This window comes from Variovorax sp. E3 (assembly GCF_016082275.1).
Classification (GTDB): Bacteria; Pseudomonadota; Gammaproteobacteria; order Burkholderiales; family Burkholderiaceae_C; genus Variovorax.
In genome coordinates, this window is sequence record NZ_MOWM01000029.1 from 26,306 (window position 1) to 47,260 (window position 20,955).

At 61.1% G+C, this 20,955-nt stretch carries 19 protein-coding genes and 3 pseudogenes; 18 read left to right on the top strand and 4 right to left on the bottom strand.

Annotation, left to right across the window (positions count from 1 at the left end; all coding sequences use genetic code 11):
• Window positions 1-42: 42 nt before the first annotated feature.
• On the bottom strand, window positions 43-1,866 hold the full coding sequence (locus BMG07_RS13140; RefSeq protein ID WP_198084941.1) for an FAD-dependent oxidoreductase: 1,824 nt from the start codon (window positions 1,864-1,866) through the stop codon (window positions 43-45).
• Between the two features lie 86 nt (window positions 1,867-1,952).
• Window positions 1,953-3,347 carry an MFS transporter gene (locus BMG07_RS13145; protein ID WP_198084942.1) on the bottom strand — a complete coding sequence of 465 codons (1,395 nt, stop codon included), beginning with the start codon at window positions 3,345-3,347 and terminating at the stop codon, window positions 1,953-1,955.
• A gap of 102 nt (window positions 3,348-3,449) precedes the next feature.
• Here BMG07_RS13145 and BMG07_RS13150 point away from each other — a divergent pair, with 102 nt between their 5' ends.
• The 3 genes and pseudogenes from BMG07_RS13150 to BMG07_RS13160 form a co-directional block, all read left to right on the top strand.
• Window positions 3,450-3,920 (top strand): MarR family winged helix-turn-helix transcriptional regulator, encoded by a 471-nt coding sequence (locus tag BMG07_RS13150; RefSeq protein WP_198084943.1) that lies wholly within the window; start codon window positions 3,450-3,452, stop codon window positions 3,918-3,920.
• 205 nt (window positions 3,921-4,125) lie between these two features.
• A complete protein-coding gene (locus tag BMG07_RS13155; RefSeq protein WP_269758916.1) occupies window positions 4,126-4,548 on the top strand; it encodes a transposase in 423 nt (140 codons plus the stop codon).
• A 55-nt stretch (window positions 4,549-4,603) separates the two neighbouring features.
• Window positions 4,604-4,993 (top strand): annotated as a pseudogene (locus BMG07_RS13160) (enolase C-terminal domain-like protein); the annotation flags it as partial.
• 137 nt (window positions 4,994-5,130) lie between these two features.
• Here BMG07_RS13160 and BMG07_RS13165 read toward each other — a convergent pair.
• Window positions 5,131-6,033 (bottom strand): LysR family transcriptional regulator, encoded by a 903-nt coding sequence (locus BMG07_RS13165; protein WP_269758917.1) that lies wholly within the window; start codon window positions 6,031-6,033, stop codon window positions 5,131-5,133.
• A gap of 144 nt (window positions 6,034-6,177) precedes the next feature.
• Here BMG07_RS13165 and BMG07_RS13170 point away from each other — a divergent pair, with 144 nt between their 5' ends.
• The 3 genes from BMG07_RS13170 to BMG07_RS13180 all read left to right on the top strand — a co-directional run bounded on the left by BMG07_RS13170 (window position 6,178) and on the right by BMG07_RS13180 (window position 8,341).
• Window positions 6,178-6,930, top strand: a complete 753-nt coding sequence (locus BMG07_RS13170) for an SDR family oxidoreductase (protein ID WP_198084945.1) — start codon at window positions 6,178-6,180, stop codon at window positions 6,928-6,930.
• 42 nt (window positions 6,931-6,972) lie between these two features.
• Window positions 6,973-7,593, top strand: coding sequence for an isochorismatase family cysteine hydrolase (locus BMG07_RS13175; protein WP_198084946.1), 621 nt, complete (start codon window positions 6,973-6,975; stop codon window positions 7,591-7,593).
• 64 nt (window positions 7,594-7,657) lie between these two features.
• Window positions 7,658-8,341: a glutathione S-transferase family protein gene (locus BMG07_RS13180; RefSeq protein ID WP_198084947.1), complete on the top strand. Its 684-nt coding sequence runs from the start codon at window positions 7,658-7,660 to the stop codon at window positions 8,339-8,341.
• A gap of 519 nt (window positions 8,342-8,860) precedes the next feature.
• Here the strand turns inward: BMG07_RS13180 and BMG07_RS13185 are convergent.
• Complete coding sequence (locus tag BMG07_RS13185) at window positions 8,861-9,634, bottom strand: IclR family transcriptional regulator (protein WP_269758918.1); 774 nt, start codon at window positions 9,632-9,634, stop codon at window positions 8,861-8,863.
• Window positions 9,635-9,730: 96 nt separating this feature from the next.
• Between BMG07_RS13185 and BMG07_RS13190 the strand changes: the two genes are divergently transcribed.
• From BMG07_RS13190 to BMG07_RS42010, 12 genes and pseudogenes are all read left to right on the top strand, one after another.
• Complete coding sequence (locus BMG07_RS13190; protein WP_198084976.1) at window positions 9,731-10,642, top strand: citryl-CoA lyase; 912 nt, start codon at window positions 9,731-9,733, stop codon at window positions 10,640-10,642.
• A gap of 75 nt (window positions 10,643-10,717) precedes the next feature.
• Window positions 10,718-11,896, top strand: coding sequence for a thiolase family protein (locus BMG07_RS13195; RefSeq protein WP_198084949.1), 1,179 nt, complete (start codon window positions 10,718-10,720; stop codon window positions 11,894-11,896).
• Window positions 11,897-11,907: 11 nt separating this feature from the next.
• Window positions 11,908-12,824: pseudogene (locus BMG07_RS13200) on the top strand (SDR family NAD(P)-dependent oxidoreductase).
• 30 nt (window positions 12,825-12,854) lie between these two features.
• Complete coding sequence (locus BMG07_RS13205) at window positions 12,855-13,943, top strand: acyl-CoA dehydrogenase family protein (protein WP_198084950.1); 1,089 nt, start codon at window positions 12,855-12,857, stop codon at window positions 13,941-13,943.
• Window positions 13,940-15,076, top strand: coding sequence for an acyl-CoA dehydrogenase family protein (locus tag BMG07_RS13210; RefSeq protein ID WP_198084951.1), 1,137 nt, complete (start codon window positions 13,940-13,942; stop codon window positions 15,074-15,076). Before BMG07_RS13205 ends, BMG07_RS13210 begins: the two co-directional genes overlap by 4 nt.
• Window positions 15,077-15,121: 45 nt before the next feature.
• Window positions 15,122-15,913 (top strand): enoyl-CoA hydratase/isomerase family protein, encoded by a 792-nt coding sequence (locus BMG07_RS13215; RefSeq protein WP_198084952.1) that lies wholly within the window; start codon window positions 15,122-15,124, stop codon window positions 15,911-15,913.
• 52 nt (window positions 15,914-15,965) lie between these two features.
• Complete coding sequence (locus BMG07_RS13220) at window positions 15,966-17,165, top strand: CaiB/BaiF CoA-transferase family protein (RefSeq protein WP_198084953.1); 1,200 nt, start codon at window positions 15,966-15,968, stop codon at window positions 17,163-17,165.
• A 13-nt stretch (window positions 17,166-17,178) separates the two neighbouring features.
• Window positions 17,179-17,915: pseudogene (locus BMG07_RS13225) on the top strand (nitroreductase).
• Between the two features lie 136 nt (window positions 17,916-18,051).
• On the top strand, window positions 18,052-18,327 hold the full coding sequence (locus BMG07_RS13230) for an acyl-CoA dehydrogenase family protein (RefSeq protein WP_269758919.1): 276 nt from the start codon (window positions 18,052-18,054) through the stop codon (window positions 18,325-18,327).
• A 396-nt stretch (window positions 18,328-18,723) separates the two neighbouring features.
• Window positions 18,724-19,725: a tripartite tricarboxylate transporter substrate binding protein gene (locus BMG07_RS13235; RefSeq protein WP_198084955.1), complete on the top strand. Its 1,002-nt coding sequence runs from the start codon at window positions 18,724-18,726 to the stop codon at window positions 19,723-19,725.
• 118 nt (window positions 19,726-19,843) lie between these two features.
• Window positions 19,844-20,839, top strand: a complete 996-nt coding sequence (locus tag BMG07_RS13240; protein WP_269758920.1) for a tripartite tricarboxylate transporter substrate binding protein — start codon at window positions 19,844-19,846, stop codon at window positions 20,837-20,839.
• On the top strand, window positions 20,815-20,937 hold the full coding sequence (locus BMG07_RS42010; protein ID WP_269758921.1) for a hypothetical protein: 123 nt from the start codon (window positions 20,815-20,817) through the stop codon (window positions 20,935-20,937). Before BMG07_RS13240 ends, BMG07_RS42010 begins: the two co-directional genes overlap by 25 nt.
• Window positions 20,938-20,955 lie beyond the last annotated feature (18 nt).

The following is a 20,955-nucleotide window of genomic DNA, read 5'->3' on the forward strand; positions in this document are numbered from 1 at the left end:
CCCTAGTTGGTTTGCTCAAAAGCTCCTTGTTCGGCTATCAGATCAATGGGCAGCCGAACCTCGCACGTCCTCTCGTTGCTTCGAAATCGCTCCATCCAGTTGGGCTCTTATGAGGAGAGCGGTATACCGAGAGTACAGCCGACACATGGTGATGGTGCCGCCAGCGATATAAAGTCCTGGCTGGGCTGTGCGCTTCCACATGTTTCGAAGCTCGAGATCATCACCGACGCCCCAAATTGGGCCGACTCGCTTGCCAACCTCCGCGCCGAACATGGAACTTACCGCCTCTTGCAGAGGCTTGTAACCGGTGCCCAAAACGATGAGGTCAGCTTCGGCAATCGTGCCATCACTGAACTGAACTTCCTGGGGGCCGATACGCTCAATGTCTACGCCAGCCTTGAGTGCGATCTGCCTCTCAGCGATCAGATCGGACGCTCCAACGTTGATGTAGTACCCTGACAAATAGCGGATGAGCTTCATGAAGAAGCCGGTATCGTCTTCCCCGTTATCCAGCAAGAACCCGACTTTCCGTAACCGATTGAGTAACGGAGCATCCTGCTGCGCCATCCAATGACTTAGCGGGCGATGTAGTTGGCGCACCAGGTCGAACGGTATCGATGCTGACATCAAATCTATATCTTCAGTCGGCAGCGCTCCCTCTAATTCGCTGTACATGGCGACTGCTCGTGTGGCACTGGGGTGCAGACTAACGACGGTCGTCGATGATCGTTGAAGCATCGTGACTATTGCTCCGCGGAGATAGAGATCTTGGGCGATGTCGTGAGCGCTTGTGCCAGAGCCCACTACCAGGACGCGCTTTTCCTTCACGTCAAGATCGTCGGTGTGGCGGCTCGAATGAATGATTTGACCGACAAAAGATTCCTGACCCTCGAACTTCGGAATGTTCGCGATCCCGCTCACTCCGATGGCAAGTACTACGTGCTTGGGACGCATCAAGCGTTCCGAACCGTCCGCCTTTCTGACTCGAACTTCCCACACATTCTCCTGGTCTATGTACCGACCACCAAGGAACGCCGTATTGGTCCAGATGTTGAGTTCCATCGTATCTGCGTAGAACTCAAACCAGTTGGCCAGTTTGTCCTTCGGGATGTATACAGGCCAATTGTCCGGGTACGAAAGGTACGGCAAGTGATTGGTGCAGATCTCGTTGTGCAGAGTGAGAGAGTGATAGCGTTTGCGCCAGTTGTCGCCCACTCTTTGCATAGTGTCGACGACAAGGGTGTCAACCCCCAATTGCCCAAGGCGAGCAGCGACTGCCAATCCGCTTTGGCCCGCGCCTACGATCAAGACATCAGGATCCCTATCCTCGAAAGCAACAGTCGCCTTGCGGCGATCAAGCCAGTTTTCGCGGGCTCGGTTTCCACCACTGCCATGCTCACGAGAGCGGTTGTGGATCGACGGTTCCGGATTGGACTTGAGCGATTGCATACTGCTCAAGAGAGTCACTGCGACCCATCGTCCTGGCGAGGCCTTGCTCTCGATCAGCCGCACGTAGCCTTTGCACATTGCAAGCTTCGTCTCAAAAGAAAGGAACGATTCCATCGTCTTCGGCCCCTCCATTCCCAATACACCGGAAGTTGCACTACCAGTGATTCTCAGAGCCGTCATGCCGCAAGCCACTTGGTATTTAGCCAGTGCGAATTCAATCGCCTCGCGGCCTTTAAAAGTTTGAATATCCCAGGTCAGCGCAAGAAGGTCTCGCCAGTACCCATCCTCGGCAAAAAGCGCCGCCACTCGGCCAAGGTCGCCGCTGTCCATCGCCCCATTGAATTCTTGGATCCAAGAAGCGATCTGCTGGTCCGGAGATACGGGGGGGGGGACTAAGAAGTCAGGCAGTTCATTCATTAGGCATCCTTGCTCTTGCTCATTGGTTAAAAGGCTGGGGTTATTGCTGCTTGTCCTAGCCGCAGCAGGCGACCGGCGAGTTCTCACTAGTGAACGGGATCATCGACAGTGGTTGCCGAGTTCGAGGTGTGCAACTGTTGGCGCCCGCCGTCCTGAAATCCTGTGCCGAATTGCCGGGCCATGGCGACGCTCGCGACCGTCCCGATGCCAAGCGGAATAAGCAGCAACATAAAGATCTGGTGGAGCGGGAGATCTCTCGCGAGTAGGAGTCCGCCGAGAACGGGACCGCTCACGGAGCCGATACGCCCGATCGCGAAGGCCCACCCTGAACCGTTGGCGCGAAAGGCGGTCGGGTAGATGAGCACGGAAGCAGCATTAAGTCCAAGCTGCAGGCCGAGCAGGCAGAACCCAGCAAAGAATACGGCGGTCATGAGCGCGGGCTCCATGCTGGTGAGGAAGCCCAACGAACCGACGATCGGCAGCGACAGCGCGAAGAGTACTGCTACGGGCGTGAAACCGACTTTGTCGAGTGGTCGAGCGAGCGCGAGACCCCCGATCATCCCGCCGATCTGAAATATTGACGTAGCCAGCGCTGCGTGGGAGGCCGGCACGTGGGCTGCCGCGAGCACCGTGGGAAGCCAGCTGTTGGTGAAGTAGAACGTCATCTGACAGCAGATAAACATTGCCCAGAGAAGCGGTGTGAGGTACGCAAGCCGGCCGGCGAACAGCAGCTTCGGTGTGAACCCCGAATAGCCCGCCTCCTCCTTGATCACGAATGCTGTCCTCGGTCCGATGCCAAGCGCCGGGTTGAGCGAGCGCACGATGCTAACGATGGCCTCACGACTGCCATTCTTCAGCACGAGGAACTTTAGGGACTCCGGCAGTAAATAAATCGCAAGGAACGCAATCATGATCGGGGCCACGCCGCCGATGTGAAACAGGACCTGCCACCCGTAGTGCGGTACAAGCGTGGTGGAGATGAGGCCAGGCAGTGCACCGCCGAAGGCGATACCAGTAAACATTACGATGATCATCGTCGCGCGGATCCGGCGCGGCGCGAACTCGCCATTCAACGCCGTAATGTTGGGGAGTAAACCGCCAATGCCGATGCCCGCGAGGAAACGCAGATAGAGCAACTCCGACACTGCGCCTGCCTTCGTGCAAGCGAGGGTGAAAGCTCCAAACATGAGGCACGAGGCGATGATTGCGACCTTCCGTCCGAACCGATCACCGATGTAGCCGAAGAGCGGCGAGCCGAAGAAGACGCCGAGTAGGCTCGCGCTGAAGACGGGGCCAAGAGCGGACATGCTCGTGATGTGCCAGTCGCTCACGAGGTACGGCGCCGCAAACGCCGCAGCGGTTATGTCGTATCCGTCTAACAGTACGAGCAGAAAAGAGAGCAGCAACAATTTGATGTTGAAGGCGTTGATGCGGCGTTCGTCGATTAGGCGTGATACGTCGACGGTTTGAAGTTCCACCATGTCCATCTCCTGTTTGTGTGCTGATCATCAGTGAACTGACGATCAGTGTAGGCCTACAATTTGTATGCTTAGTTGGTAAAAACCCTATAAAAAGTGTCGCGTATGACTGTTGAGATCCAGAACCTGCCTGGCTATCACGTACGGCGCCTGCACCAGATTGCAGTAGCCATGTTTTTCGAAGAAACGAAGGCTCAAGGCCTTACTCCTGTGCAGTACGGCGCGCTGGCAGCCGTGGCTGTCCAACCCGGGACGGACCAACGCAGATTGGCCCGTGCGATCGGCATCGACACGTCGACGATAGCCAGCGTTGTGGACCGCTTGGAGGCGCGTGGCCTTATGGCTCGCAACGCGAGTCCGGACGACCGGCGAGTTCGCTTGCTAACACTTTCCAAGGAAGGCGAGCGCCTCGTTTCGGAGATCGAACCCAGCATCTTGCGAATACAAGAACGCATCCTTGCGCCCTTGCCCGTCGCACAGCGCGACCAGTTCGTCGCCATGTTGAGGACGCTGGTAGAGGGGAATACGACCGGGAGCTCTGCTTCCAGCGAGTCAAAACGCTCAATGGGCGGATAGCCGCGGCCAGGCCGGCAAACCGCGGCGTCGAGCACGCGTTCGCTCGTCACCTACATCGTTAACAATCCTGCTCAGCGTCTTGTCGGAGGCGAGTGCCTTCGCCGCCGCATCGGCCGGCCAACTCATCGCGTCCTTGAATTGCTCGCGGCGAGCTGACAGCCTACGTTCCCACATAGATCAACGTGGGAACGTAATGACAGACGAAATGGAAGACCTCAAACGCCGGCTGGTGTTGGGTCGCAAGAGCGTCGGGCGCGGCGTGTACGACGAGGCGGCGAAGTCGGAACTGGTGGCACTGTGCCGCCAGCCGGGCGCCTCGGTGTCGCGCCTTGCGCGCGAGTGCGGTGTCGACGCCAACCAGGTCAGCCGCTGGCTTCGCGAGCATGGCGTCGGCGGGCGTGCGCACAAGACCAACAGCGTGGTGACGCCTGCGTTTGTGGCTGTCGCAGAGCAGCCATCGTCGTTGGTGAAGGCGCGTTCGGGCGAGGACACGGTCGCCGTGATGGACGTGCAGGCACGCTTGCCCAACGGGGTGGCGATCGATCTTCGCGGGGTCGAGCTGCGCATCGTCGGCGAGGTGATCGAAGTGCTTGAGAGGCTTCGGTGTTCCGCTTCGACGAAGAGCTGAGGGTCTACCTGCACCGCGATCCGGTGGACTTCCGGCTGAGCATCAATGGCTTGGCTGGACAATGCAGGGCTCGGTGCGCGTGGCGCAGCTGTGCCAGGCCTGGGGCCTGACCTGGGGCTCGCATTCGAACAACCACTTCGACGTGTCGCTCGCGATGTTCACGCACGTGGCTGCCGCCGCACCCGGCAACGTGAGGGCCATCGACACGCATTGGATCTGGCAAGACGGCCAGCGCCTGACGAAGGCGCCGCTGCAGATCGAGGAAGGCTTCGTGAAGGTGCCCACGCGCGGCGGCCTCGGCGTCGAGCTCGACATGGACGAGGTCGAGAAGGCGCACCAGCTGTACTTGAAGCACGGCCTCGGTGCGCGCAACGATGCGCAAGTCATGAAGTACCTGATTCCCAGCTGGACCTTCGATAACAAGCGGCCCTGCATGGTCCGTTGACGAGGAAGGCACAAGCTTGCGGAACCGGGCTTGTTCAAGTCAGCCGTCGTCGGCTGATGGGGATGTCACGACCCACCTCAGGGGCCGTCTCGGTCGATGCGTGTCGGCGGTGGCGCCAACTACCAAGTTCATTTCGCTTAAGGCAACTCATCGCGGACGTTCAGTGCCGGTATCTTCGAAAATGCATCGGCGATGAAATCCATGAAGACGATGGCCCGCTTCGGAAGCAGCCTGTTCGCGACATAAACAATTTGTATGGGCACGGGCGGGGTGGCATAGGCCGTCAGCAGCAACTGCAAATTGCCGTTCTTCAGCCCTTCCTCGAACAGCCATTCCGGCCCGTACCCGATGCCTAGCCCCGCGTTGACGGATTCGCGTGCGGCCTCAGGTGAGCTGACCCGAAGCCTGCCGGTGACCGGAACTTCGGCATCCCGGAAGCGCCAGGTGGCACCGGACGAGAGCAGGGTGTAGACCACGCAATCGTGCCCGCGCAGGTCGTTGGGCGTGCTGGGGACTCCGCGTTGCGCCAGGTATTTCTTGCTGGCAACGCACACGCGATCGAACAAACCGATGCGGCGCGCGCGCAATGCGCTATCTGCCAGATGTCCGATCCGAATCGCTAGTTCGGCCCCTTCATCGACCAGATTCACATATCGGTCGTTGGTCTGGAGATCCAGCGTCAATCCCGGATAGCGCTCCAGGAATGCGGGCACATGCGGCAACACGAAGGCATAGCTCAGCGCGGTCGGACAGGCAACGCGCAGCAATCCCGACGGATCCACGTTCTCCTTGAACGACGACTCCGATTCGTGCACGGCGTCAAGAATCCGCCGGACTTCCGCGTAGTAGCGCTCGCCCTCCGGCGTGAGGGAAAGCTTGCGCGTCGATCGGTGCAGCAGCCGGGTCTGCAGATGGTCTTCCAGTGCCGCCACGTACCGGCTGACATTCGGCTGTCCCAGGCCCAGGTCGCGGCCCGCGGCGGAAAAGCTGCCCGTCTCCACGGCGCGAGCGAAGCAAGTCATCAGCAGGAATCGATCCAAGGCAAACCTCCGATTCATGCATGTGGGGCATGAATCATATGCAAAGAGACGATCTTATAAGGATCGAGGCATGAGCGCATAGTTCTTCACACGGCAGGTCGGCCAAGGTGGGCCGACCACGAACAAACCTACTGGAGAATTTTCATGTCCCGCTTGCAAGGCAAACGTACTCTCATCACCGGCGGCACCAGCGGCATCGGCCTGGAAACGGCCAGGCAATTCCTCGCCGAAGGCGCGCGTGTCATCGTCACCGGCGTCAATCCGGATTCCATCGCCAAGGCGCAGGCGGAATTGGGCAGCGAGGTCCTGGTGCTGCGCGCCGATTCGGCCAGCGTGGCCGCGCAGAAGGCGTTGGCGCAAGCCGTCCAGACTCGCTACGGTCAACTCGACATCGCTTTCCTCAACGCCGGCGTATCCGTCTGGATGCCGATCGAAACGTGGACGGAAGAAATGTTCGATCGCTCGTTCGACATCAACGTCAAGGGGCCGTACTTCCTGATCCAGGCCTTGCTTCCTGTCTTCGCGAGCCCCGCATCGGTGGTGCTCAACACGTCGATCAATGCGCATGTGGGCGCGGAGCGTTCGTCGGTCTATGCCGCGACCAAAGCTGCGTTCCTGAACATGTCGAAGACGCTTTCGAGCGAACTGCTCGGGCGCGGCATTCGTGTCAACGCCGTCAGCCCCGGCCCGGTCGAAACGCCGCTGTACGACAAGCTCGGCATTCCCGATGCCTACCGCGAGCAGGCCAACAAGGACATCGCCGCAACCATTCCGTTCGGGCGTTTCGGCACGCCGGAAGAGGTTGCCAAGGCGGTGCTGTACCTGGCTTCGGACGAGTCCCGATGGACGGTCGGCTCCGAAATCATCGTCGACGGCGGCCGCACGCTCAACGGCTGATTGCAGACCACTCTCGAACCAGACTTAAAAGGAAACTCTCCAATGAACACGCTTTCCGCCTCCGTGCAGGCCAGCGAATCTCGCAAAAGTGCGCTGATCCTCATCGAATATCAAAACGACTGGGTGGCATCTACCGGCAGCATCAATCCTCAATTCCAGGATCGCAAGCAGTTCGACGACGCGGTCGTGAATTCCAGGAAAGTACTTGCCGACGCCCGGCGTCGCAACCTGGAGGTGATCCACGTCGCCATGGTGCTGGAGCCGGACTACAAGGCAATGGGGCAGGGCAAGTACGGTCTGCGCACCATGATCCCCGCCTACAGATCCTTCCTCGGCGAGCAGACGGGGTTCTTCCCAGGCTTCGAGCCGGTTGCCGGAGAGCATGTCATCACCGAGCGCACCGGCGGCAGCAGCGCCTTTGCCGCCACCACGCTGGACAGCTATTTGCGCAACAACAGGATCGAAGACATCTACCTGATGGGCTTTGCCTTGCGCCAGTGCGTGGAATCGACGCTGCGCAATGCGCACGACCTTGGGTACCACACCAACGTGATCCACGACGCGTCTGCGGCTTTCACGAAGGAGCAGCAGACCTCGTTCCTGGCGGATATCTTGCCTTTCTACGGCAATGCGGTTTCGACTCAAGACTTCTTGAAGTCATAAACCCAAACGATCTGTTATGCGACCGCCCCCATCCGTGGGGGTTTTTTTTACTGAGTGCCTTTCGATGCCACAAACACAGTGGATACTTATCAGCCATCCCTTGTGCCCCTTCGTTCAGCGAGTCGCCATCGTGTTGCACGAAAAAGGGATCACCTTCGAGCGGGTCAATGTTGATCTTCACGACAAACCAGACTGGTTCCTCGCAATCTCGCCAACGGGCAAGGTTCCATTGCTCAAGGTTCAACATGCCGATGGGGGTGGGTCCGTTCTATTTGAAAGCGTCGCGATCTGCGAGTACTTCGAGGACCTGCAGCCCAGTCCAGCATTGCATCCGCAGGATGCGCTGCTTCGTGCACAACATCGTGCGTGGGTTGAATTCGCTTCCGCCACGTTGTCGGATGCATGGGGACTGCTGAACGCTGCCGACCATGAGACGGCCCGTGCCACGGCTGCTGCCTTCAGGAAAAAACTGGAACGGTTCGAAGCCGATATGTCGAGCGGCCCTTACTTCGCGGGAAATAGCTTCAGCATGGTGGATGCCGTCATGGCACCGATCTTTCGCTGCTTCGACATCCTCGACTTCGACTTCGAGCCCACCCATCATGTGTTCGATGGGCTGAAACGGGTGGCAAACTGGCGTCTCGCCTTGGCTCTGCGTCCGAGCATCCAGGCAGCCGTCACGCCAGACTATGCCATTCTGTTTCGCGAGCAGTTGCGGGAAAAGGACGCACTTTTGGCGACTGTATAGAGGGGCGCCCGCTTGTCTCAAGGACGGATTGAGCCCTAGCCCAGTTGTCGAATGACTAGCGAAGCCGCCAACGTATCAGGAGCGGGTCTGTGGAAATGCCTTGTTCCAAAGCAGCCTTATGTTGCAAGGACATAGCCTCGATGTAGCGAGCGGAGGCTCGACTGGACATCGTGGACTGGATCGAGGGCTTTTAAAGCCGCGGGCGCGCTCACTGGCAAATGGATACCTCGCACTGATCACAAGGGAATGCAGCCTCTTGGCTGCTTGACTTGATGTACGTGAAAACGAGGCAAGGTCAACCGAACCACAGGCACAGGCCCGACGGCGCAGAGTTCACCTCGACGGCTCTCGATGGAGGGATTTGGCGACGCGGGGTGAGGCTCGACTACCCGTCCTGGAAGGCACGGACAAACGGGCTGGCGCTTGTGACCTACTCCAAGGTCTGTGGCGGAGCACCAAACGACCGCGCGAGCAGCTCCACGAACAGTGCCTCCATGACCCGCAGAGGCCTCGCGGATATCAGAGGATGTCCAGCGAAGATTGAATGTGCGCAATGTTCCGCGCAATTGAGGTGGCGGCAACTTGTTGATCTTCCCTCGACATGCGGCTGTCGATCGAAGACGTGGTGATCGCGCCCAAGACGTTGCCGCTCGCGTCGCGCATCGCCATTCCAATCCCGACGACGCCCGGCACGTTGTAGTGACCGATGACGGCATGACCTCGGCGTTGGGTCGCACGAATGAGCGCGCGCAGCGTCGACTCGGTCAGCGAACCGTAACTGCCCAGCCGCTTCGCGTTCGCGCGGATGCATTCGCCTTGCTCGGGCACGGGTAACGTCGACAGGATGGCGAGACCACCTGCGCCTACGCCAAGAGGGTTCCTAGTGCCGACATTGACCGTCAACACCTGCACCGGGTATGAGCCAACCACACGGCCCAGACAGATAGATTCGTACCCCACGCGACCAATGAGGAACGCGCTGTTTCCCGTCTCCTCCGATATCCCCCTTAGTGCTGGTTCGCACACTGTCCTCAGATCGGCCCGGTCAGCGAAGGCGGCAGCCATCTGGCGGCAGTAGTCGCCCAGCACATAGCGCTTCGACCCAGCGGGACGCTTCAACAAGCCTTGTCTTTCCAGAGCCTGAACGATGCGGTGCACCGTCGGACGCTCGAGTTCGCAGATTGTCACGAGTTCGGCCACCGTCAAGCCGTGAGCTCCATGGGCAACCACTTGCTTCAAAACACCGAATGTGCGATCGATGCTCTGGGTCCCGCGTGCTTCCGTACTGGTCATGGTTCTGATCATAGCGTGGACAGGGTAGGACGATGAAATGGGATATAGCCGAATACTTTGCTGATGGGTTTCGGTAAAAACATCCATATGGTGGACATGCGGGTTTGGCGCTCAGGCCTCCGAATCTACGATTCAAGCCGACAAGTTCGAGATCTCATCTCGATCACATTCACCCCCTTCGCTGAAATGGAGCATTGCATGACCGACATGACCAAGACCGCCGACCGCAAATACTGGCGCACCGCCATCGGTGACCCGACTCCCCATGAAGGCACGATGGTCAGGGGCTACGACGTCCTCACGGATCTGGTGGGCAAGATCGACTTCGGCGCCATGGTGTACCTGCTCTACAAGGGCGAACTACCCAAGGGCAACGAGTCCAAGATGATCAACGCCATGTTCATCTCGGTCGCGGACCACGGCATTTCGCCATCCTCGACGGTGACCCGTTTTGTGCAGGCAGCTGGCGTGCCGATCCAGTGCGCGGTGGCAGCCGGGGCCATAATGTTTGGCGACGTGCACGGGGGCGCCGGCGAAGAGTTCACCCGCTACATCCAGGAGTTGGTGGCATTGGCTGCCTCGAGCGGTCGCGGCTATGAGGACGTGGCGACGGAGTACGTGGCCAACCACAAGCGGCTCGATGGTTTCGGTCACCCGCAGCATGCCGAGGGCGATCCTCGCAGCAAAGTGCTGTTCGCTCTGGCCGAAGAGTACGGGACCGCTGGCGATCATGTCCGCATGACGCGCGAACTGGAGAAGGCGCTCATCAAGAAGAAGAACCGCCCGCTGCTGGCGAACATCGATGCGGCGGTGGGCGCCCTCATTTCGGACATGGGCTTCGACTGGCGGTTGGCGCGTGCCTTCATCGTCGTGCCGCGCACGGCGGGCCTGTTCGCTCACGCATTCGAAGAGAAGGCGCGTGAGCCGGGCTGGCGCCAGATCACCCTGGACCAAGTCGAGTACGACGGGCCCGCCCGTCGCAAGAACGAAAACCCCAGCGCGATCTGATCGCGCCCGCTTCGACAACCGCCGCAGTCGTCGGCGCTCCCCTTTGACATTTTTATTCCCTGGATTGGAAAGACTATGAACACCCGCGTCGCAATCGTCGGCATTGGCATGACCTCGTTCGGAAAGTTTATGGACCGTTCGGTCAGGACTTCCGCGGAAGAGGCTGTAAAAAATGCCTTGGCTGATGCTGGCATCGGAGCCGAGCGCGTTGACCGCGTCTTTTTCGGCAACGCAGCAGCCGGACTCATCACGGGCCAGGAGATGGTGCGCGCGCAAGCCGCCCTGAGGCATACCGGTCTGCTCGGTAAGCCCATGGTCAGCGTGGAGAACGCCTGCGCCACCGGCAGCACAGCCTTCCACCTCGCCTGGCATTCCGTTGCCAGCGGCCAGTCTGATGTGGCCATGGCCGTCGGTGCGGAAAAGCTGAGTCACCCCGACAAGGCCGTGTCGTTCGGCGCGTTCGGCGGCGCGGTGGACAAGGAAGATGTCATGCCGGCGCACATCGGTTCCGGCAGCGGATCCATCTTCATGGACATCTATGCGGAACGCACGCGGCGCTACATGAAGGCGACCGGCACGACGCCGGAGGACTTCGCCCGGATCACAGTCAAGAGTCGGCGTGCCGGCGCCCTGAACCCGTACGCACAGTTCCGCAAGGAAACGACGGTCGAGGAGGTCTTGGCCGCTCGCATGATCAGCGAGCCGCTCACGCTGCCGATGTGCTCGTCGATCGGAGACGGCGCGGCAGCGATCGTTCTCGTCTCGAGCCGTGTCGCGGCGCAGCTGACGGGGTGCAGACCGGTGTGGGTTGCAAGCTCCGTGCTGCTGTCCGGCATGGCGGACTCTACCAAGCCGAGCGCTTCGGTCAGCGCCGCGAAGGCGGCCTACAAGGAAGCGTCCATCGGGCCTGACGAGGTCCATGTTGCTGAGGTGCACGACGCATCGGCTCCCGGCGAGCTCATCAACTACGAGGTCGTGCAGTTTTGTCCTGAGGGACAGGGTGTCGAGTTGCTGCGCAGCGGTGCAACCGACATCGGCGGCCGCATCTCCGTCAACCCGAGCGGCGGCTTGCTCAGCAGGGGCCATCCGATCGGTGCTACCGGTGCAGCCCAGATTGCCGAGCTGGTGCAGCAACTGCGCGGCGAAGCAGGCGAGCGGCAGCGCCCGTCTGCCAAGGTCGCCTTGGCACAAAACTCGGGCGGCCAAGTCGGCCACGAGTCCGCCGTGGCGGTGGTTTCCATCCTCACCGCATGAAGGAGACAGCAATGACGCAACGACTCCAAGGCAAAGTGATCGTGGTGACCGGCGCGGGCGCGGCGTGGGCAAGGAGATCGCACTCGAGGCGGCGCGCCAAGGCGCGAAGGTTGTCGTGAACGACCTGGGTGTGAACATGGAGGGTGACGGCGCCCGCAGCGCCGGACCGGCCCAGCAGACAGTCGAACAGATTCGCGCCGCAGGTGGCGAGGCCAGCGCCAACACCGATAGCGTCGCCGAGTGGAACTCCGCACAACAGATCGTGAAGCATGCGCTCGACTTGTACGGGCGTGTCGACGGGCTGGTCAACAACGCGGGGAACCTGCGGGACGGGATCTTCCACAAGATGTCGGAAGAGGACTTCGACGCTGTCGTGAAGGTGCACCTGAAGGGCTGCTTCAACATGGCCCGCGCCGTCGCGCCGCATTTCAAAGGTCAGGAGTCCGGTGCCATCGTGCACATGACGTCGACCTCAGGCCTGATCGGCAACGTAGCGCAGGCCAACTACGCCGCTGCAAAGATGGGCGTCGTCGGCCTGTCGAAATCGATCGCGCTCGACATGGAGCGTTTCGGCGTGCGGTCCAACTGTATTGCGCCGTTTGCATTTACCCGCATGGTGAGCTCGATCCCGACCGACACTCCGGAGGGGATGGCTCGCACGCTGGTCAACCAACGGATGGAAGTTGCCAAGATCGCGCCGTTCACCTGCGCACTGCTCACCGACGAGGCCAAGAGCGTTTCAGGTCAGATCTTCGGCGTACGCAGCAACGAGATCTACCTGTTCTCCCAGCCGCGCCCGATTCGGACCGCACACCGCAGCGAGGGCTGGACCGTCGATACCTGCCTCGAAGTGGCGCTGCCCATGATGAAGTCCTCGTTCTTCCCGCTGGACAAGTCGCGAGACATCTTCTCGTGGGATCCCGTCTGACGTGACGAAGACAACCACCAGGAGCAGGCAATGAGTGAAGAGACGCGCGACATGCTGCATGAAGCGGCCCTTCGGATATTCGCGGACAAGCCCGCAAATCTGTGGCTAGTGCTGCAAGAGTCCGGATTCGACAAGACCTTGCTGCCCGAGAGCAAGGGTGGCGCGGGTGTAAGTTGGGCGGATGCATGCGGGCTTCTGATCCTCGCCGGTGAGCATGCCTCGGACGCACTTCTGGCGGAGGCGATGGTCGGCCACTGGCTTTTGGACCATGCCGGCGTCGGGGGCGCATCCTTGCCGACCATTGCGTCGTCAGCGTATCCCGAGCAGATCAGGCTGGTTCGCACCCACGACGGCTGGCGCGTCGATGGCAAGCTCCCGCGTGTGCCATGGGGCGACGCATGCACGCATGTCGCGTTCATCGTGGGTTCCGGCACAGCCGCTCAACTGATCGTCCTGGCTCGGGATGCAGCCGGCATCTCCATCTCTTCAGGCCGCAATCTGGCGGGCGAACCGCGCGACACGCTGATGCTCGAAGGAGTCGTTCCGCAGGCGGTAGTCTCCGCGCCTTTAGACGCACGTGAGTTGCTTTCCCTGTCAGCCATCCTGCGCAGTGCGCTCATGGCCGGAGCGATCGAACGGTCCCTTGCGCTTGCGGTCGAGTACGCCAACCTTCGCGTGCAGTTTGGCCGGCCGATCGGCAAATTCCAGGCGGTGCAGCAGAACATCGCACTGCTCGCAACGCAGGCGGCAGCAGCGCGTGCGGCTGCCGAAGCCGGCAGCGAAGCCATCGATGAATGGCTCGCTGGGGTGGGCGAACCCCTGACGCACAGCATTGCGGCTGTCAGCGCGAAGATCCGGACCGGTGAAGCAGCGGGCCAGGCCTGCGCGATCGCGCACCAGACCTTCGGCGCCATCGGCTTCACCGAAGAGCACGAACTGCACCATTTCACCAAGCGGCTCTGGTCCTGGAGAGACGAGTACGGCAACGAGGCGTTTTGGTCTCGCGCGCTGGGCGAGCGCATCCTGGCTGGTGCCGCGGAGCAGTCGCTGTGGCGCGCCATGGTGCCCATGGCAACGGCTGCGGGTGGCGCAGCAGCACAGGCAGGAGCCGCACGATGAACAAGCTTTCTTTTCCCCGCCCGCGGCAGTCCGAAATCGGTGAGGCGCTGCGTGCCGAAGTTCGAGAGTTCCTCGACGGCTGGCACGGCAATCGTCACGGAGCCGCTTCCTTCGGCGGCTTCGATCCCGAGTTCAGCGAGGCGCTTGGTCGCCGCGGCTGGATCGGCATGGGCTTTCCAAAGCACTATGGCGGCGGTGGCTACGGCTTGATGGAGCGCCTGGTCGTCTTGGAGGAACTGCTCGCCGTGCGCGCACCGATCTTTGCGCATGCGGTGGCCGAACGCCAGAGCGGTCCGCTACTGCTGCGCTTCGGCAGCGAGCGCCAGCGCGAGGAGGTCATTCCTCGGATCGCCGCTGGCACGTGCTACTTCTGCATCGGCCTGAGCGAGCCGGACTCCGGGTCAGACCTCGCGTCTGTGCGCACGCGTGCCACCAAGGTGGACGGTGGCTGGCGGGTCAATGGCGCCAAAATCTGGACCTCGAGCGCGCACCGCGCGCACTACATGATCCTGCTGTGCCGGACGGCGCCCGCAGGTGAGGTGCGGCAAGCCGGCTTGAGCCAGTTCCTGGTCGACATGAAGACGCCGGGCATCACCTGCCGGCCGATCGTCAACATCGCCGGCGACGCCGACTTCAACGAGGTCCATTTCCAGGACGTGTTCCTTGCCGACGACGCTCTCATCGGCGTCGAAGGGCAAGGCTGGCAGCAGGTCACGAGCGAGCTGACGTTCGAACGCAGCGGCCCTGACCGGTTCATGTCCCACATGGGTGCGGTCGAGGAATTCGTTGCCGCGCTCAAGCAGCAGCCGTCGACCGAAGGCGCCCGGACGATAGGGCGCCTGGTCGCCCACCTCTCGACGCTGCGGCGAATGTCGCGTTCGATCGCCACGATGCTCGCCGACGAGCAGGATGCCCCACTGCATGCGGCCTTGGTCAAGGACCTTGGCTCCTGCTTCGAGCAGGAGATTCCTGAGACCCTTCGACTGGCGCTGCCGACCGAGCCTGACACCGGCGCCAGCGGGTACAGCGCCGCGCTGGCCAACGTGATTCTTCACGCACCGTCCTGCACGATCCGCGGCGGTACGAAGGAAGTGCTGCGCGGCATCGTCGCCAAGTCCCTTGGACTGCGCTGAGCAGATCCGATCCAACTCTCAACACCCAATCCTCGAAGGCTGCACATGGAAACCGCACTGAAAACAGAAGAACTCGATCAACAACGGCGCGACGCGGTGCTGTGGTTGAAGCTCAACCGGCCCCAAGCGTTGAACTCGCTGACCCTGTCGCTCGTCAATGCATTGACGCAGGCAATCGAGGATGCCCAGGGTGACCCGGAAGTCCGCGTCATTGTTCTGACGGGCGAAGGCCGAGCCTTCTGCGCCGGCGCGGATCTGAAGGACCCGGCCCGCAGCCGTCCCGAGAGTGGTGCCGAGTTCGTGAAGGCGATCGGCGGTCTGACCGAGCTGATCGAAGCGTCCACCAAGCCTGTCATCGCGGCCATCAACGGGATCGCGGTGGCGGGTGGGCTGGAACTCGTGCTCGCCTGTGACCTCGTCATCGCTGCCGAGTCCGCCCGCCTCGGCGATGCACATTCGAACTACGCCCTGTTTCCGGGCGCCGGCGCCACCGCGCGCCTGCCGCGCAAGGTGGGATTGAACAACGCCAAGCTTCTGATGTTCACGGGCGACATGCATCCAGCCAGCGAATGGAAGGCCCTCGGCCTCGTCAACCTGGTGGTCGCCGACGACGGCTTCATCGGCGCCGTCGAGGCGCTGGCCAAGAAGCTCGCGGCCAAGAGCCCGTTGGTGCTGGGCCGCATGAAGCAGGCGCTCAATGATGCGCTGGATCAGCCGCTGTCCATTGGGCTGCGCTATGAGCGCGCCCTGAGCAACTTGCACCATTTCTCCGCGGACCGGGTCGAAGGGCTGACGGCGTTCAAGGAAAAGCGCGCTCCTCGGTTCACCGGCAAATGAGCCTTCACCGATGTGCGGTGACTTGATATCGACGACTTGAAGGAAACAGAGTATGGAACCGAAAGACAAAGGGCCTCTGGCCGGCATCCGCGTGATCGACATCGGCACGATGGTTGCGGGCCCCGTTGCCGCAACGCTGCTTGCAGACCTCGGTGCCGACGTGATCAAGATCGAGCAGCCGGGCCGCGGCGACTCTCTGCGTCATATCGGGCCATCGGTGGAAGGCGAAAGCCTTTGGTGGAACGTCGAAGGGCGCAACAAGAAGTCCGTCACGCTCGATCTGCATCATCCCGAAGGCCAACGGATCCTAAAGGAGATGTTGAAGCACGCCGATGTGCTCGTGGAGAACTTCCGCCCCGGCATCCTGGGCAAGTGGAACCTCTCGTGGGAACACCTGAAGCAGGTCAACCCAAGGCTTGTCATGCTGAGTGTGTCCGGCTATGGCCAGACCGGCCCGTACGCGAACCGCGCGGGGTACGACCGCATCGCCCTGGCGATGGGCGGTACGCTGAACGCCACCGGCTATCCGGACCGCGCTCCGGTCAAGCTGGGCACGGCGATGGCCGACTACTCGACCGCGTTGTTCGGCGCTTTCGGAATCATGGTCGCGCTCTACCACCGGGATATGCGCGACGGCGAAGGTCAGCAGATCGATCTCTCGTTGTACGAAACGGTGTTCCGCTTCACCGACGTGATGGTCACGGCCTACGACAAGATGGGACTGCCGCGCGAACGTACCGGAAACCTTCACTTTGCGGCAGCCCCGGGCGACCATTTCGAAACCTGCGATGGACGCTACATCGTCCTGACCGTGTCCAACGACCGCATGTTCGGCCGCTTGTGCGAAGTCATCCCGGCCCTGGGCGAGGAAGAGCGCTATTCGACCCACGCGAAACGCACTGCGTGCGTCGAGGAGCTCAACGTCATCGTCGCGGCGTGGATCAAGTCGCTGCCGGTGCTGGAGGTCTGCCGTATCCTCGAAGAGAAGGGCCTGGCTTATTCCTTGATTTACTCGATCAAGGACATCGTGGCAGACCCGCACTACGAGGCCCGGGGCACCATTGCCAGCGTCGAGCACCCGCAGATCGGCGAGCTGAAGATGCCTGCAGTGCAGCCACGGTTCAGCGGGACGCCGTCCCCGCAGATCAAGCCAGCGCCAGCACTGGGCGCGGACACCGATGAGATCCTGCGCGAACTGGCGGGGCTCTCGGTCAGGCAGATTGCCGAGCTGCGCCAGGCGGGCACGGTCTGAGGTGCTGAACGCTATGGAGACACCCATGACCATGTCCCAGGTCGATGCAGCCGTTCGGGATCCGGCCAGCGTGGTAGCGGCCATCGAAAGCCGCTTCTCGTGCCGCGCGTTCTCGCCCGACAGGCCGGTCTCGCGCGAGCACGTCGAGGAGATTCTGCGGATCGCGAGTTGCACGGCGTCCAGCACGAACACTCAACCGTGGAAGGTGTACGTGCTGCAGGGCGAACGTCGGGATGCACTTGTCGCACAAGTGTGTGCTGCGCACGATGCGACCCGTGCCAATTCCTCCCTGACCGCCGAGTACGGCGAGGTGGACGGCTACTACCCTTCAGAGTGGGTCTCGCCCTACATCGACCGGCGACGCCAGAACGGCTGGACCTTGTACGGCCACCTCGGCATCGAAAAAGGCGACAAGGACAAGATGCACGCCCAGGGACAACGGAACTACCGCTTTTTCGACGCGCCGGTCGGCCTTATGTTCACGATCGACCGCGTCATGGGCCGTGGTTCGCTGATCGACTACGGCATGTTCCTGCAGACGCTGATGCTGGCGGCGCGCGCGTCGGCCTGCACACCTGCCCCCAGGCAGCGTGGAACAACTGCGCAAAGATCGTCCTGCCATTCATCGATGCGGGCGCCAACGAAATGCTGGTGTGCGGCATGGCGCTGGGCTACGCGGACGAGTCCGCGCCGGTGAACACCTACAGAACCCCGCGAGAGCCAGTGGAGAGTTTCACCCGATGGATCTGAGATGGCCGCCTGCCTAGGTCTTCAACCCGTTCAACGAACGCACCGAGGAAACTCATGGACTTCAAGCTCTCCGACGATTCGCTCGCCATGCAGGCGTCGACGCATAAGGTGGTCAACGACTTGCTCAGGTATGGCAATGGAGCACCATGCCGCGCGAATGCTGCTGCTGGAAGCTGCATGGGGCCTTCAGGCCGGCGTCGATGTGCGCTTGAAGTCTTCTTACGCCAAAGTGTTCTGCACAGAAGTCGCAAACCGCATTGCGGACAAAGCCTTGCAGATTTTCGGAGGCGCGGGCTACATCAAGGGCATGGTGGTCGAGCGGGTCTACCGCGAGTTGAGGGTCATGCGGATTTTCGAGGGCGCCAACGAGATACAGCGAAACATGATCGCGAAACAGCTGTTGAAGACGTAGGCTCCACCGTCACATTGTGGACGAATGGTTGCAACGTGCGATGCCGAAAAACACGTTTTCGATGTCGGTCGTGAAGGTGATTGTGTTGCATCAAGGCCCGTTTGGATGGGTGGAGGGAAATGCAGGCGCGCAGCGGCATAGGCGTCCAGAGATCGTCTTCCTGTTCGGCGACATGGCCTGCCCACAGAGAGGGTCCGCTACTCGGCATTCGCTTCTGCTGTCGTCGAGCCAGACATCGAATTCCTTCAAAAATGGCCACATTATGGACACTTCACTTTCAAATCGCGCCGCCGAAACTACGATTCACCGACTCAGTTTCGGGCTGACTGCTGTGACCTGAGCGCCACCCCACGTCGTTCGACGATGGTCCCAGATACAACAACGAAAGTGAGACAAATGAAATTTCAGAACGCTTGTTCGAGCCGCCGCAACTTCCTCCTGGGCGCTGCAGCCGTTTCCCTGTCGCCCCACTTGTCCTTCGCCCAGGCGCCGGCTTGGCCTACCCGAGCAGTGAAGATCGTGGTGGGAACCGGCCCCGGTTCGGGGACCGACACGATCACGCGCCTTCTCGCGCCGAGGTTGGAAGCGATCTGGAAGCAGCCCGTCATCGTGGAAAACAAGGCAGGCGCAGGCGGCATCATCGGCACCGAGTACGTGCTGGCCGCAAACGATGGCCACACGATTCTCATGGCCAGCCCGAGCATGCTCCTGGCGAAGTACACGACACGCCACCTCCGCTTCGACCCCCTGACGGACCTGATCCCGGTCTACCGGGTCTTCAACACGCCGGTTGTGTTCATCACCAATGCGAAAACGGCGCAGCGCGCGAAGACGATGGCCGAGTTGGTGGCGTTGAGCAAGTCCTCGCCGCAAGGAATCTTTTTTGCCGGAGCCGGACGCGCGTCGTTCTTTAACCTTGCGATGGCGGTTGTGGCGAAACCGATGGGGCTGCGCTATACGGCGGTCGACTTCACCGGCGTGGGCCCACTGACCATGGCACTCATGCGCGACGACACGCAACTGGCCATCAGCGCACATATCTCGGTGAAGGGCCAGCTTGACTCGAAGGAGTTGCATGCGCTCGCGGTGATCGACAGCCATCGGCTCGCCGCTCTGCCGGACGTACCTACGCTCGAAGAAGCAGTGGGCTACAAGGGCTTCCTGCCCATATCGTGGGGCGGGATCTTCGCGCCCAAGGGCACGCCTGCAGAGGCGGTCAACACCATCGCGCGCGCCTTCGGCACCTTGTATGCGGACGAAGCGGCCCGCAAGGCGTTGGAGGCTCGCCTCTCAGGCACCTTGCTCCAGTCGTCGCCGGCACAGTTCGCCAAGGAGTACGCGGAGGAAGCGAATGGGTGGAAGAACACGTTTGCGACGGTGGGGATCGTTCCGGAGTAGGGGCAAATGCACGACGGTCTTGCGCGCCGTAACCCACGGCGTTCGGTCTCTCTCTTCGGGGCGCCCACCACGGCCGATGCGCAGCGCGCCAGGGGCTGACGCCACTTCGAAGGTGATCTTGCTGGTTTCGGCCGGCACTACTACACCCCTGATCCAACGGCTTTCCGTCTTGAACTGTTTCAGTCAAGGTGCGCCGTACAAAACACCTGAACACGCCATCGAACCTCACCTGAACGGAGACAACATGATTTCTCGACGTCAACTGACGCAAGCTGGCCTTGCGGCACTCGCACTTCCATCGATCGCCGTGGCGGCTCCCTTCACGTCACAAACAATCAAGGTGATTGTTCCGAATTCGCCTGGCCCAGGCACCGACGTGCTGGGACGCTTTTTCGCGACCTACATGGCGAAGCAGTGGAATACTCCCGTTTTTGTTGAAAACAAGGTGGGCTCCGGCGGCCAACTCGCGACTGACTTTGCCGCCAAAGCTCCGGCGGATGGCACTGTGATCCTGATAACCACGAGTGCGCATTTCACCTACCCGTATCTCCATGCGAAGTTGCCGTTCAATCCCCTGACCGACTTCACCCCGGTCGCCCAATTCGTTCAGGGTGCATTTGCGGTCGTGGTGGCGACGGATTCACCTTTCAAGACGATACAAGACCTCATCAACGAAGCCAAGCGCAACCCGGGAGTGATCAGTTTTGCTTCGGCTGGTGTGGGCTCGCCCACCCATATGGCGGGCGCGCAATTTGGGCACGCGGCTGGCATCAACATCGTTCACATTCCCTATAAAGACGCCTCACAGGTGATGACTGATGTCATAGGCGGGCAACTTCAAATGGGACTCACCGGCACCTCAACTGCCATGTCGATGATCCAAGCTGGAAAGTTGCGGGCCTTGGCCGTCACTGCTCCGAAACGCGTTCCGGCACTCGCCAATGTGCCGACCTTGGATGAGTCGGGCCTGCGCGGCTACGATGTGACCTCGCCCATATTCGCACTCACGCGGCTGGTACGCCACCAGCCACAGTCTCAGAAATTTCTCGGGTCATGCTCGAGGCTGCCAACACTCCTGAGTTCAAGGAGGTGGCCGACAAGCTGGGTTATGTGATGGATCTGCAAGACGCGGCAAAGATGCGCAGCAATATGCCGAGCGAATTTGCCAAATGGAAGCGAATGGTCGACATCTCTGGCGCAAAGCCGGGCTAAGTGCGACCGTTACCGTCA